Consider the following 12,628-nt stretch of genomic DNA (forward strand, 5'->3'; position numbering starts at 1 on the left):
TTGCTAGTCCGGCACGTCCCAGGTCCCCCGCTCCGTGGTTTCCCCGTCGATCTCCGCCAGGTGATCAATGAACGCGGAGCGGGAGATCGGGCGGCCACCCAGACTCTTCAGGTGGTTGGTTTCCTGCTGGCAGTCGATCAGCCGGTACCCCTGCTCCCGCAGGCGCCGTACCAGGCTGATGAAGCCGAATTTGCTGGCGTTTGGCCGCCGGAAAAACATACTCTCGCCGAAGAATACCCGCCCCAGGGCCAGGCCGTATAGCCCCCCCACCAGCTCGTCGCCCTCGTAGACCTCTACACTGTGAGCAATGCCCAGCTCGTGCAGACCGGTGTACCCGCGGATGAGTTCGTCCGTGATCCAGCTGCCTCGCTGCTCGGGCCGGTAGACGTTACGGCAGGCGCGCATCACCTCGGCGAAGCGGCGGTCGTAGGTCACGCGGTATTTTTCCTGATTGAAGTAGGGCCGCATGCTTTTGCTCACCTTCAGTTCGCCGGGGTAGAGCACGAAGCGTGGGTCGGGGTGCCACCACAGGATCGGCTCCCCCTCGGCAAACCAGGGAAAGTACCCGAGGCGGTAGGCGTTGAAGAGGCGCTCGGGGCCGAGGTCGCCGCCGAAGCAGGCGGGCCCCTCGCCGTTCACCAGGGCGGGATCGGGAAACAGTTCCGGGAAGCGGGGGTCGAGGCGGTAAAAGGGCATCCCTACCCTTTGCCCTCGATCACGGCACTCAGGCCGCGGTCGCAGAGTGCCTCCTTCTTCGGACGCAACTCATTGAAGGCGGCGGACTTCACGGTAGCCTTGCCCTTCAGGTGGATCATCAGGGCAAGCTGCTCCGACTGCTCCGAACTGTGGCCGAGAATCTCAACGAAGCTCTGCATTACCCAATCGAAAGTGTTGTGGTCGTCGTTGAAGACGATAAGGTCGGCCGGTTCTCCGGTGCCGATGTCAATGTCTTCTTCTAACAGGACGTCCTCCTGCCCGGATGCGTATATACTCATAACTACTGGCACTAAATACACCGAAAAAACTACTCCAGGTCGGCCAAAGTTGCCCGGATGGCCGAATAATCGGGTTGGTCGCCGGCCGAATCGAGCACCTCCGCGTACCGGATGACCCCCTCCGCGTCGAGCACGAAGGCGGCCCGCTTGCTGACGCCCTGCATGTCCATGACAAAGGTGTCGTACAGCGCTCCGTACTGCCGGCTGACCTCCTTGTTGAAGTCGCTCAGCAGCGGGAAGTTCAGGCCTTCCGCCGCCCGGAAGCGTTCCAGCGTAAAGACGCTGTCCACGCTTATCCCGACGACCCGGGCGTTAAGCGTCTGGTAGTCGGCCAGCGCGTCCCGCACCGTACACAACTCCTCGGTACACACGCTGGAAAAGGCCAGGGGGAAAAAGAGTACCACCAGGGCTTCGCCGCGGTAGTCTTCCAGGCTGATCTTCGCCTTGGTATCGGAATATAATTGAAAGAGGGGGGCCTTATCGCCAACTTTAAGGGTCATCGCCGTGGGTGTTTGGTAAGCAGCTAAGACACCCGCCTACCGGTATTGTTTACCTCCGGCCCGGCCGCACCGCACCCGCGCACCGCCGCCGTTGTACCTGACAGTGCACGACCATACCCGCACGCCACGGTCAATCGTACGGTCGCGGACGAACAAATGCCCCACGGCGAGATTCTTCTTCTAAGTCACACAGGCGGATGCCCCGCCCCGGCGCCCCCGGTCACCCGCGCGGTGATATTTTAATGTATGTCCGTATGAATCTGCTCGATGCTACCCTGAGCGAATCCACTTCGCAGAAAATTGAGGAGCATGCCCGGCAGTTCGTTGATATCGCGCCCGTAGGATATTTGGTCACCGACCCGCACGGCCGCCTCCTGATGGCCAACGACACCCTCCTGCGCTGGCTCGGGTACGCCCCCGACGCACCGCTGCCGGTGATGCGCCTTCCCGAACTGCTCAACCGCGGGGGCAAGTACTATTACGAAAACCACCTCAGCCCCCTGCTCAAGCTCCGCGATACCCTCCGGGAGATCGCACTCGACCTCTGCTGCAAGGACGGAAGTGAACTGCCCGTCCTGCTTTCGGCCTACCGCCATACCCACGATGCGGACAGCCTCCAGAGCTTCGTGGTAACCAACTATACCGAGCGCCGGCAGTACGAGCGGGAACTACAGAAGGCACGCCGGAAAGCCGAGGCCTCGGACCGCGCGAAATCGGAGTTTCTCTCCACGATCAGCCACGAAATCCTGACCCCCATGAACGCGATCCTCGGGACGGCGGACCTGATGGGCATGACCGCCCTCTCGTCCGAGCAGCAGCGGCTGCAGAACATCCTGGTGCAGTCGGGTGACCACCTGCTCTCGCTGTTCAAGAATATCCTTTCGGTGTCCAAATCCGGCCTGGGGACCCTGGAGGTGAGTCCGCACTCCTTCTCTCCGCGGCAGCTGGTCGGCTCGCTCGTCGATAGTTTCCGCTACGGGACGGCCGATCAGAACGTTACCTATACGGTGGCGATCGACGATGACCTGCCGCCCGCCCTGATCGGCGACCCGACGCTCATCAGCCAGGTACTGACCAACCTGCTGAGCAATGCTACCAAGTTCAGCCGGGGCGGCCACGTTACTATCCGTGTCGACTGCGTGGAGCGGGGGGAGGAATGCCACACGCGGTTTATGGTGGCCGATACGGGCATCGGGATCAGCAAGCAGGAGCAAAAGCGCCTCTTCCAGCCGTTCACCCAGGCCAGCAAGGACATTCACCGCCAGTACGGGGGGGCGGGCCTCGGGCTTACCGTGTGCCAGCGTATCCTAGAGCACCTCAACAGCCGCGTTGAGTTCGAGAGCGTGCCCGGCAAAGGTTCCCGCTTCTGGTTCGACCTGGCCCTGCCCCCGGGGGAGGCCGCCACGGACGGGGCGGCCGTCCTCGGGGAGCTGCCCGAGATCGACGTCGGCCGGGTACTCGTGGTCGAGGACAACGAAACCAACGCCTTCCTGGTCAGCCGGTATTTCCGGCGCTGGAAAGTGGGGTTCGACCTGGCGAGCAACGGGCAGATAGCCCTGGACATGGTCGACGCCAACTCCTATGACCTCATTCTGATGGACCTCAAGATGCCCGTCATGGACGGGTACACGGCCGCCCGCAAGATCCGCGAATTACCCGCGCCCAAGGGAGACGTCCCTATCATTGCGTTCTCGGCCAGTGCCCGGATGACGATGACCGACCGGATGCGCGAAGCTCACATTGACGATTTCACCCTTAAACCCTTCGACCCCCGCAAGCTCCACGCCTTGGTACGGAGGTTCCTTTCCCCACCACCTATGAATTTTACCGAACTGAGGGACGCGATGGACCACAACACGGAAGAACTCGAGTCTTTCTCGACCATTCTCCGCCGCGAATTGCGGACCGCGGCCGACGAACTGGAAGTTGCCTTCGTCCAGAAAGACGTGCAACGCATCGGCGACCTCAAACACAAACTCAAAACTTCCTTCCAGCTGCTGGAGGCCTACTCCGTCAAGAAGGACCTGCAACAGGCGGTAGACGACCTGCGCGCCGGTCGCCCCCTGGATGAGGGCATGCCCACCGTGATCGTGGAGGAACTACGGCAGATCGTGCGGCGGTTGGCCCGCGAACAGTGGTAGGCCCGGCGGTTATTCCTCCACCCCCTTGCCCTTCATCGCGGCGGCCACGTTGCGGTCGAGCGCCTCGTGGGCCAGCGGCGTGGTGAAGGTATTCAGCTCTTCCAGCCGGTGATTGATCTCGTCCTTGTCGTCGCCCTCCACGCTCTTGGCCAGGGCGTCGACGAAGCGTTCGATCTCGTGGACCTGCCCGCTGGTGAGCCAGCTTTCGTTCTGGCGGATGAATTTGCGGGCGCTCAGCAAAACGTTTTTGGCTTCGGTCCTGGCCTCGGCCAGCGCGCGGGCGGCCATGTCGGTTTCCGCGTTCTGCAGGCTGTCCATGAGCATCAGCGCCATTTCCTCGTCGCTGATGCCGTACTGTGACTTGATGGTCACGCTCTGTTCGGTGCCGCTGCGGTGCTCGGTAGCCTTGACGCGCAGGATGCCGTCGGCGTCGAGGTAGAAGTGGATCTCGATCTGGGGGATGCCGGCGGGCATAGGAGGAATGTTCTCCAGGGTGAATTCGCCGAGCTTGCGGTTGTCGGCTACCATGTCGCGCTCCCCCTGGTAGACCGCCACCTTGAGTTTGACCTGTCCGTCGACGCTGGTGGTGTACTTGCGGCCCACTTTGGTGGGTACTTTGGAGTTGCGGGGGATGATGGGGTCCATGAGGCCACCGACGGTTTCGATGCCGAGGCTCAGGGGCGTGATGTCGAGCAGGAGCACGTCCTGCTGGTTCCCGGCCAGCACGTCGGCCTGGATGGCGGCGCCAAGGGCCACCACCTGGTCGGGGTCGAGGCTGTCGTTGACCTGCTTCCCAAAGAAATCGCTCACTTGCTGCTTGATCAGGGGCACGCGGGTGGAGCCGCCGACCATGATGACGTGGTCGATGTCTTCCTTGCCCAGCCCGGCGTCTTTCAGGGCGCGGTCGCAGGATGCGAGGGTACGCTTGACGAGGGGGCGTACGCGGTTTTCGAATTCGCCGCGGGTCAGGTTAAGGACCTTGCCGTCGAAGTCCCCGGTGAACTGCTGGTCGGTCGAGAGGGCCTTCTTCGCGCGCTCGGCCAGCAGGCGGATGCCACCGCGCAACTCGGGGGTATCGAGTTCGAGGTCGTAGCCCGTGCGCCAGTGGTCGACGATGGCCTGGTCGAAGTCGTCGCCGCCCAGGAAGGTATCGCCGTTGGTGGACAGCACCTCGAAGATGCCCTGCTCGATGCGCAACAAGGACACGTCGAAGGTGCCGCCGCCGAGGTCGTAGACGGCGATGGTGCGGCCCTCGTCCTCGTCGGTAAGTCCGATACCGTAAGCCAGGCTGCTGGCGGTAGGCTCGTTGACGATGCGCAGGACATCGAGGCCGGCCAGCTTACCCGCGTCACGGGTGGCCTGCCGCTGGGCGTCGTTGAAGTAGGCGGGCACGGTGATCACGGCCCGGCTCACGGCGGTGCCGAGCTCCTGCTCTATGCGGGCCTTCAGGGTTTTCAGGATCTCGGCCGAGAGTTCGATGGGGCTGTAGTAGCGTTCGCGGCCATCCTCGCTGTGCACGGCCACTTTCACCAGCCGGTCCTCATCTTCGTCGATGATCCGGTAGCCGAAGCGGTCCTTAACGTCGGTCAGGTCGCGAAAACTCTTGCCCAGTAGCCGCTTTACGGAATAGATCGTCCGCTCAGGCTGGGTTTCCAGGTACCCCCGGGCGGCGTCGCCGACCACGGTGGTGCCGTCGCTATTGAAGTGTACGATACTGGGTACGAGGACGCTCTTGCCGTCGGGGCCGGCCACCGCGACGGCCTTGCCTTCCACGACGTGGGCCACCAGGCTGTTGGTGGTGCCGAGATCAATACCCACGATGGTCTCGCCAACGGACGAAACGGCCTCGTCTTCCTTCACTTTACCTGCCTGCAGGTCGATGCTATACTTTGCCATAGTGGGTATACACCTTCGGGCGTGACGGAGTTTGGTGGCGGGCCGGCGGGGGGATGTCCCGGTAAGCCCTAAATTGAGAATCCCCCCGGCTGAACGATTGAACCACAACCCGATCCCATGCTTACCGCCATCCGCCAGGCCTTCCAGGAGACCCTGAGCAACCTCCGTTCCAATTTCTTCCACAGTATTCTGTCGGTGCTGGGCATGATCGTCGGCGTGGCGGCCCTCGTGGCCATGCTCAGCCTGATTGATGGACTGGAGCTGCTGGCCCGCAAGCAGATTTCCGCCAATACTACGGTAGAGACGGTGGTCGTGCGGCAGCGGACCACGCAGCGCCTCGACGGACTGGAAGTACCCCTCGACACGGTGGCCGAGATTTCCCGCCCCACAATGGACAGCATGCTCGCGGCGCTCCCCTTCCCCGCAACGGGGCAGCTGTACGCCACCGACGATATTACGGTACCGCATCCCAGGACGGGCGAGCAGCTGGCACTACGCTATGCCGCCGTCTCCCTGCCCATTATCGAAGACATACCCGCCGTCAGCCACGGGCGTGACCTGAGGGCGGAGGACGAGGACGGCAGCCGGCCGGTCGCGATCGTCAATACCCTCCTGGCGTCCCGGCTGGTGGGGGAGGTCGGCCTGCTCCCCGCCGCGCTGGGACAACGCCTGCTGATCGCCGGGCAGGAGGTAGAGGTGGTCGGCATCCTGCCGGCGGAGGGCCAGGAATTCTACATGGAGGCGACCCTGCCGCTGACCGTACTTCAGCAGGCTGATCCCGCGCCTTCGTACAGTACGCAGGCAATCGTGCACTTCACGCGGGTAGAAGATGTGCGGCCCGGAGCGGATTTTATCGCCCAGTGGTTTGGCGAGCGGTACCCCGACATCGAGCGGCCCGTGAGTACCCAGGCCCAACTCAGTCAGGTAGAGGACCTGGAAGAGGGTTTCCTGCTTTTTCGGGTGGTGATGGGCCTGCTCATCGGCATCGCCGTAGTAGTGGGCGGCCTCGGCGTCATGAACGTCATGCTGATGTCGATCAACGAGCGCACCCCGGAGATCGGGATCCGCAAGGCCGTCGGGGCCTCGCGGCAGCGCATCATCGCCCAGTTCCTGTCGGAGAGCGTCGCCATATCTACCGTGGGCTGTCTGCTGGGACTGCTGCTGGGCGTGCTGCTTTCGGTACCCACCGCACGGATCATCGCATTCTACATGGACCAGGAATTTACTGCGGTATTCTCCCTCAATACCCTGGCCGTGGTACTCATCGTGGCCCTGCTCACCGGCATCGTGTTCGGCACCTACCCGGCGCGGCGGGCCGCGGGCCTCGACCCCGTCGCGGCCATTCAGCGTGTCTGATCGGCGGCGGGTACCGGCAAGATTTTACGGGCGGAGAGAACGGATGGCCCACCACCGGGTTTCATCTCCTGAATGCACTCGCTGTGTATATTGCTCCCAAAACCCGCACTTATGATAGTTAGCATCAATCCCGACAATCCCCAGCCCCGCCTCATCAAGCAGATGGTCGACATCCTCGAGGAGGGCGGCGTCATCATCTACCCCACCGACACCGTGTACGGCATCGGCTGCGACATCACCAACAAGAATGCGGTGGAGCGGGTAGCCCAGATCCGCGGGATCGATCCTAACAAGGCCATGTTCAGCTTCATCTGCCAGGATATCAGCCAGGTCACGGAGTACTCGGCCACGATCAACAACGACATCTTCCGGGTGATGAAGCACAACCTGCCCGGCCCCTTCACCTTCATCCTGAAGTCCAACAACCGGACCCCGAAGGTGCTCAAGAACCGCAAGGAAACCATCGGCGTACGCATCATCGACAACAACATCGTCGACGCCCTGGTCCGCGGTCTCGGCCGTCCCATCCTGACGGCCAGCGTGAAGCACGAGGACGACCTGATGGAGTACTACACCGACCCCCACGAGATCAACGAGGTCTACGGCAAGCGGGTGGACGCCGTCATCGACGGCGGTACGGGCGGCAACGAGGCCAGCACCATCATCGACTGCACCGGCGAGGAAGCGCTGCTCCAGCGGGAGGGCGTGGGCGTACTCAAGTAGCCCGCTAGATCTCCTCCCGCTCCCAGTCGGTACGGCCGACGAAGATCAGGATGAACCCGAGGATCACCATCAGCAGGCGTACCGCGAAGGAGATACCCGCCCCCAGTCCGTATAGCCAGGTAAGGAAAAAGATGTCCACCCCCACGTAATTCAACAGCAGCGAAACCAGCCCCAGAAAGAGCAGGACGAAGCCGATGGCGGTGATGGTAGTAGCGTGTTTAAGCATGGGGCACGTTTGGAAGGAAACCGTAGGGGGGGCGTGGGTGTTGTCGCAACAATAGCAATATCGCGCCGTAAAGTACCCCGCCTTGCCCGAAATCAAGCTCATCGAATGCCCCCGCGACGCCATGCAGGGCCGCCACGAATTCATCCCCACGGAGGTGAAAGCGGCTTACCTGCAGGGGTTGCTGGCGTGTGGTTTCGATACGCTTGACTTCGGCAGTTTCGTTTCGCCCAAGGCCATCCCCCAGATGCGCGACACGGCCGAGGTGGTCGAGCGCCTCGACCTGAGTGCTACGGACACCCGGCTGTTGGCCATCGTCGCCAACCGCCGCGGCGCCGTGGCCGCCCTCCGGCACCCGCAGATCGCCTACCTGGGCTACCCCTTCAGCGTCAGCGAGACCTTCCAGCTGCGCAATACGAACGCCACCCTGGCCGACAGCCTGGAGCGCGTCAAGCAGATCCAGGAGCTGACCGTGGCCGCCGGGCGCAAGCTGGTGGTCTACCTCAGCATGGGCTTCGGCAACCCCTACGGCGACCCCTGGAACGCCGAGGTGGTGGAGCAGTGGCTCGACCGCCTGGCGGAGCTCGGCATCGGCATCTTTCAGCTGTCGGACACCATCGGCGTCAGTTCCCCCGCGAGCATCTCCTACCTGTTCGCCAACCTCATCCCGCGCTACCCCCGGCTCGAGATCGGCGCGCACCTGCACACCACCCCCCTCACCTGGCGGGAAAAGGTGGAGGCGGCCGCCGAGGCGGGCTGCCGGCGCTTCGACGGCGCGATCCGCGGATTTGGCGGCTGCCCGATGGCGCGGGACGAGCTCACCGGCAATATGCCCACCGAGCACCTCGTTGATTACTTCGGAGGCCCGGCTACCGGGGTGGACGTCGATCGCTTCGCACGGTCGATTGACGCCTCGCTGGAGGTCTTCCGGTAAGGCAAACGGAAATTTTTATCTTTAGTGCCGCCCCACCCCGTTGGCCCCGCCGCGCGTCTTATCCCCGGAACTACTCCCCTATGCGTTTACTCACCTCCTGCTTGTTCGTCCTGCTGTCCGCCTGCGCCCTCGCCCAGACCGGCTACACCAAGGTCGACGGGAAATACTACCCCTACGCCCTGGACGACTGCGGCGACACCATCATCATCGCCCAGCTCGGCGAGATGTCCGTCAGCTCCCCCGAGTTTTTCGCCAACGACGAAGAATACAAGCTCTACCGCCGCTACCGCATCTACGCCCAGCGCGCCTACCCCTACGCCGTGGACGCCATCCGCATTTTCCGCGAGACCGAGTACATGACGCAGAATATGAGTAACCGCGACCGCCGCCGCTACATCAAGCGTCTCCAGAAGGAACTCGAGGACAAGTTCGAGGAGCCCCTCAAGAAGATGTCCAAGACCCAGGGTAAGGTGCTCATCGCCATGATCGAACGGGAAACCGGCCAGCCCATTTACGACCACATCAAGGACCTCCGCGGCGGCCTCACGGCCCGCTACTGGGCCACCCTGGCCGGCTTCTACGGTCACCGTCTCAAGCAGAAATACGAGGAAGGCGACGACCGCATCCTCGACGCCGTGCTCGACGACTTCGACGTGAGCTACGAGCTGCCCGAGCGGCAGGTGCGGCGGTAGCGGGTTGCGGGGTTGGTGAGTTACTGGATTGCTGAATTACTGCGTTCAACGCACCAACGCAGCCATTCACCAACGCACCAATACACCCCTACTCTTCCAAAATACGGATATCCTCGATCAGGAATTCCAGCGGCGTATCCGCCGGCACCAGGGTGTCGCCGTTCGGTGCGGCCAGGCCGTCGGGACCGTAGGCCAGGCTACTGGGGGTGAGGACACGCAGACGGGCGCCGGGCCGTACGCGCTGCAGCGCCAAGTTCCAGGCCGGAATGAGATCGCCCACGCGGAAACGCAGGGGATCGCCACGGCGGCGGCTGCTGTCAAATTCGGCGCCGTCGAGGAAGGTACCGGTGTAATGGACGGTCACGATATCGCCCGTGTCCAGCGGGTTGTACTCCCCTTCTTGCAGGACCTCGTAGAAATAGCCCTCGGGGGCCGCGTACACGTCATAGTTACGGTCGATCGCCCGGTTGATGATGGCGTTGCGCTGCCGGCCGGCCAGGTCGTCGGAGGGGCTCAGCTCGGTGATCAGCCGTTCCTCGATGGCGGAGCGCTCGGCCTCGTCGCGTGCGGGCTCGGCGGGGGTGGTATCGGCGGGGCCGCAGGTGCAGAGGAAAAGCGGTAAAAGCAAATAAAACAGGCGCATACGGGCGGGTTGGCGGGTCATTCGAGGTACAGTCGCTCGGCGAAGGAAAGGATTTCCAGCAAGTCGTCCCGCCGCGACGGGTCGAGGTCGCCGTCTTCCATGAACCTCCGCAGGGGGCCGCGGTGCCCGAGGTCCGCAGCCAGGCGGCGCGGCTGAAGACGCAGGGAAACGAACTCACCGTCCACGTAGGCGAAGTAGAGCGATTTGGCGTCGAAGCGGCGCAGGCGCATGGTACGGCCTACGTCCTGTATCACCTTCACGTCGTTGGTGACGTCGTAGATCATGGTGGCCGTGACAAAATCGCCCTGGTAGACCAGCTCGGCGTAATACGTGGGGAAGCGCGGGTTGATGCCGAAGGCGTACACGTGCCGCCCGCCGTTGCCGTCGTCGAGGTCGGCCCGCAGGAAGTTCTGCTGCGGCAGCTCCCGCAGCTGCCCGAAGATCACGTACTCGAACTGGTTGGTGAAGCCGTTGAAATTCAGGCTGTCGAGGGCGTAGCGGTTCAGGGCGTTGTCGAAGACGACGCCGGGCCGGAACTCCTCGTAGCGGTAGGGGGTGCCGCGTACCCCGTCGTACCGCGCGGTATAGACCACCCGGCTGAGGCGGCGCAGCCGGGCCAGCTCGGCGAGGCTGGCCTCCCCGGCCGGGCTCGCTTCCCCGACCGCGTCCGCCGCCTGGGCCGATAAGCTGAGGGAGCAGGCGCATACAAGAAGGGCGGCGAAAATCGTTCGGACGAACATGATCGAGGACTGGTGTATTCACGAAGTTAAACAAACCGACATGCTCACCCGTGCCCTGACTGCTCTGCTGCTGGCCACCCTGCTCTGCACCTGCGGCCCCGCCCTGGAAGACCGCGAGGAAACCGACGCGCTCGGCTTCCGTACCGAATACCAGGTATCGCCCGAAACCGGGGAACGGGAAGGCAGCGCCCGCCGCTACGGCCCCGACGGAAACCTGATCGCCGAGGAGACCTACGCCGGCGGGCAGCTCGACGGCGCGCGGACCGCCTACTACCCCGACGGCAAGGTGGAGCTCATCGAGACCTACGACAGCGGCCGCTTCGAAGGGCCCTACACCACCTACGACTCTACGGGCAACCTGCGCCTGCGGGGCGAGTACGTCGCCGGGGCCATGGCCAAGGCGTGGACGCGGTACTGGCCCAACGGCAGCGTGCGTGAGGTCGTGACCTTCGCGGACAACAAGGAGAACGGCCCCTTCCGCGAGTGGTACGCGAACGGGCAGCCCCGCGCCGCCGGCGCCTACGCCGACGGCCGCGAGCAGGGGACCCTGTGGCAGTACGACGAAACGGGCACGCTGACGACGGTCCGCGACTGCCAGGCCGGAATCTGCACCGCCCTCTGGCGCGCCGAGGAGGGCGGCACGCCCCCCTTCCCCCCGCCGAATATGACGCGCCCGGCCGACGCCGGGACCACGAACTAGCCGCGCGCGGCATCCTCCTTGCGTACCTTGTGTCCATGCGCGCTCTCGTCCTGCTCTTCCTCTCCTTCGTGACCCTGCCGGCGGCGGCGCAGGTGGGCGGCATCGCGGCCTACGAGTTTCTTAACCTGCCCAACTCCGCCAGCGTGGCGGCCCTCGGCGGCCACCACATCGCCGTCGTGGACGACGACCTCACGCTCGCCGCCCGCAACCCGAGCCTGCTGAACCCCGGCCTCGACGGGGCCCTGTCGCTCAGTCACGCCTTCCTGCCCGCGGGCATCAACAACAGCTACCTGTCGTACGCCCGCCACCGGGAAGACCTCCGGACCACCTTCGCCGGGGGGTTGCAGTACGTGGGCTACGGCGATCTGGTGCGGCGCGACCCCACCGGGCTGGCCACGGGCACCTTCCAGGCCTCCGACTTCGCCGTATCGGTGGGCGCGGCGCGGCAGATCGAGGAGCGGCTGACCATAGGACTGAACGTAAAGGTGATCGCCTCGCAGCTGGCCGGCTACAACAGCCTGGGACTCGGCTTCGACGCGGCGGTCCACTACCGCGATACCTCCGGGCGCTTCAACATTACGCTGCTGGCGCGCAATTTCGGCCGGCAGCTAACCCACTACGCCGACGCGCGCGAGCCGATGCCCTTCGAGCTGCAGGTCGGTATCAGCCGGCAATTGCGGTACCTGCCGTTCCGCTTTTCGCTTACCTACCGCTACCTCGACCGCTGGAACGTCCTCTACGACGACCCGGCGGCCCCGGACGACCTCTTCCTTCTTGACCCCGAGGGCAACGCCGCCGCCGGACGCGGGCCGGGGGCACTCTTTTTCGACAATCTGGCGCGGCATTTCGTGGTGGGGGGCGAGCTGCTGCTCGGCAGCCGGCGCAACCTGCGGCTTCGCGTGGGCTACAATCACGGGCTGCGCCGGGAATTGCGGCTCTCGGAATTCCGCTCCGCGGCGGGCTATAGCTTCGGTTTTGCCTGGTGTACGCGGCGCTTCAACCTGGCCTACGGACGCGGCACCTACCACTTGGGCGGGGGGGTCAACCAGCTGACGATCGGCACTACCCTGTGACCATCGGAACCT

Annotated in this window: 14 protein-coding genes; 7 read left to right on the forward strand and 7 right to left on the reverse strand. The window is 64.0% G+C overall.

The annotated features are described in order from the left end of the window. Positions 1 to 3 precede the first annotated feature (3 nt). The 3 genes from aat to DQG19_RS07820 are packed head-to-tail and all read right to left on the reverse strand — an operon-like array spanning position 4 to position 1,495. A complete protein-coding gene (gene aat / locus DQG19_RS07810) occupies positions 4 to 696 on the reverse strand; it encodes a leucyl/phenylalanyl-tRNA--protein transferase (RefSeq protein WP_116125699.1) in 693 nt (230 codons plus the stop codon). A 2-nt stretch (positions 697 to 698) separates the two neighbouring features. Further along, a complete protein-coding gene (locus tag DQG19_RS07815; protein ID WP_116125700.1) occupies positions 699 to 995 on the reverse strand; it encodes an ATP-dependent Clp protease adaptor ClpS in 297 nt (98 codons plus the stop codon). 29 nt (positions 996 to 1,024) lie between these two features. After that, positions 1,025 to 1,495 carry a redoxin domain-containing protein gene (locus DQG19_RS07820; RefSeq protein ID WP_116125701.1) on the reverse strand — a complete coding sequence of 157 codons (471 nt, stop codon included), beginning with the start codon at positions 1,493 to 1,495 and terminating at the stop codon, positions 1,025 to 1,027. 254 nt (positions 1,496 to 1,749) lie between these two features. Here DQG19_RS07820 and DQG19_RS07825 point away from each other — a divergent pair, with 254 nt between their 5' ends. Further along, positions 1,750 to 3,636, forward strand: a complete 1,887-nt coding sequence (locus DQG19_RS07825) for an ATP-binding protein (protein WP_198661684.1) — start codon at positions 1,750 to 1,752, stop codon at positions 3,634 to 3,636. A gap of 9 nt (positions 3,637 to 3,645) precedes the next feature. Here the strand turns inward: DQG19_RS07825 and hscA are convergent, their stop codons facing one another. Beyond that, the gene (gene hscA, locus DQG19_RS07830) at positions 3,646 to 5,532 is read right to left on the reverse strand and encodes a Fe-S protein assembly chaperone HscA (protein ID WP_116125703.1); all 1,887 of its coding nucleotides are present in this window, start codon (positions 5,530 to 5,532) and stop codon (positions 3,646 to 3,648) included. A 117-nt stretch (positions 5,533 to 5,649) separates the two neighbouring features. On the opposite strand from hscA, the gene DQG19_RS07835 reads away from it, so the two are divergent. Both DQG19_RS07835 and DQG19_RS07840 read left to right on the forward strand, forming a co-directional pair. After that, entirely contained in the window at positions 5,650 to 6,888 is a 1,239-nt protein-coding gene (locus DQG19_RS07835) for an ABC transporter permease (protein ID WP_116125704.1), read from the forward strand. A gap of 111 nt (positions 6,889 to 6,999) precedes the next feature. Continuing rightward, positions 7,000 to 7,611, forward strand: coding sequence for an L-threonylcarbamoyladenylate synthase (locus DQG19_RS07840; RefSeq protein ID WP_116125705.1), 612 nt, complete (start codon positions 7,000 to 7,002; stop codon positions 7,609 to 7,611). A 4-nt stretch (positions 7,612 to 7,615) separates the two neighbouring features. On the opposite strand, the gene DQG19_RS07845 is transcribed toward DQG19_RS07840, so the two are convergent. Further along, positions 7,616 to 7,837, reverse strand: a complete 222-nt coding sequence (locus DQG19_RS07845) for a hypothetical protein (protein WP_116125706.1) — start codon at positions 7,835 to 7,837, stop codon at positions 7,616 to 7,618. 82 nt (positions 7,838 to 7,919) lie between these two features. Here DQG19_RS07845 and DQG19_RS07850 point away from each other — a divergent pair, with 82 nt between their 5' ends. Together DQG19_RS07850 and DQG19_RS07855 are read left to right on the forward strand one after the other, a co-directional pair. After that, complete coding sequence (locus DQG19_RS07850; RefSeq protein WP_116125707.1) at positions 7,920 to 8,768, forward strand: hydroxymethylglutaryl-CoA lyase; 849 nt, start codon at positions 7,920 to 7,922, stop codon at positions 8,766 to 8,768. Positions 8,769 to 8,848: 80 nt separating this feature from the next. After that, a complete protein-coding gene (locus tag DQG19_RS07855; RefSeq protein WP_116125708.1) occupies positions 8,849 to 9,460 on the forward strand; it encodes a DUF4294 domain-containing protein in 612 nt (203 codons plus the stop codon). Positions 9,461 to 9,548: 88 nt separating this feature from the next. On the opposite strand, the gene DQG19_RS07860 is transcribed toward DQG19_RS07855, so the two are convergent. Together DQG19_RS07860 and DQG19_RS07865 are read right to left on the reverse strand one after the other, a co-directional pair. Next, positions 9,549 to 10,103 carry an FKBP-type peptidyl-prolyl cis-trans isomerase gene (locus tag DQG19_RS07860; protein WP_157974387.1) on the reverse strand — a complete coding sequence of 185 codons (555 nt, stop codon included), beginning with the start codon at positions 10,101 to 10,103 and terminating at the stop codon, positions 9,549 to 9,551. Positions 10,104 to 10,120: 17 nt separating this feature from the next. Then, the gene (locus DQG19_RS07865; protein ID WP_116125710.1) at positions 10,121 to 10,843 is read right to left on the reverse strand and encodes a hypothetical protein; all 723 of its coding nucleotides are present in this window, start codon (positions 10,841 to 10,843) and stop codon (positions 10,121 to 10,123) included. A gap of 40 nt (positions 10,844 to 10,883) precedes the next feature. Between DQG19_RS07865 and DQG19_RS07870 the strand changes: the two genes are divergently transcribed. Continuing rightward, the gene (locus DQG19_RS07870; RefSeq protein ID WP_157974388.1) at positions 10,884 to 11,543 is read left to right on the forward strand and encodes a toxin-antitoxin system YwqK family antitoxin; all 660 of its coding nucleotides are present in this window, start codon (positions 10,884 to 10,886) and stop codon (positions 11,541 to 11,543) included. A gap of 35 nt (positions 11,544 to 11,578) precedes the next feature. Next, positions 11,579 to 12,616 (forward strand): type IX secretion system protein PorQ, encoded by a 1,038-nt coding sequence (porQ, locus tag DQG19_RS07875; RefSeq protein ID WP_116125712.1) that lies wholly within the window; start codon positions 11,579 to 11,581, stop codon positions 12,614 to 12,616. Positions 12,617 to 12,628: the final 12 nt, after the last annotated feature.

The organism is Lewinella sp. IMCC34183 (assembly GCF_003390915.1).
In the GTDB taxonomy this organism is placed as follows: Bacteria; Bacteroidota; Bacteroidia; order Chitinophagales; family Saprospiraceae; genus Neolewinella.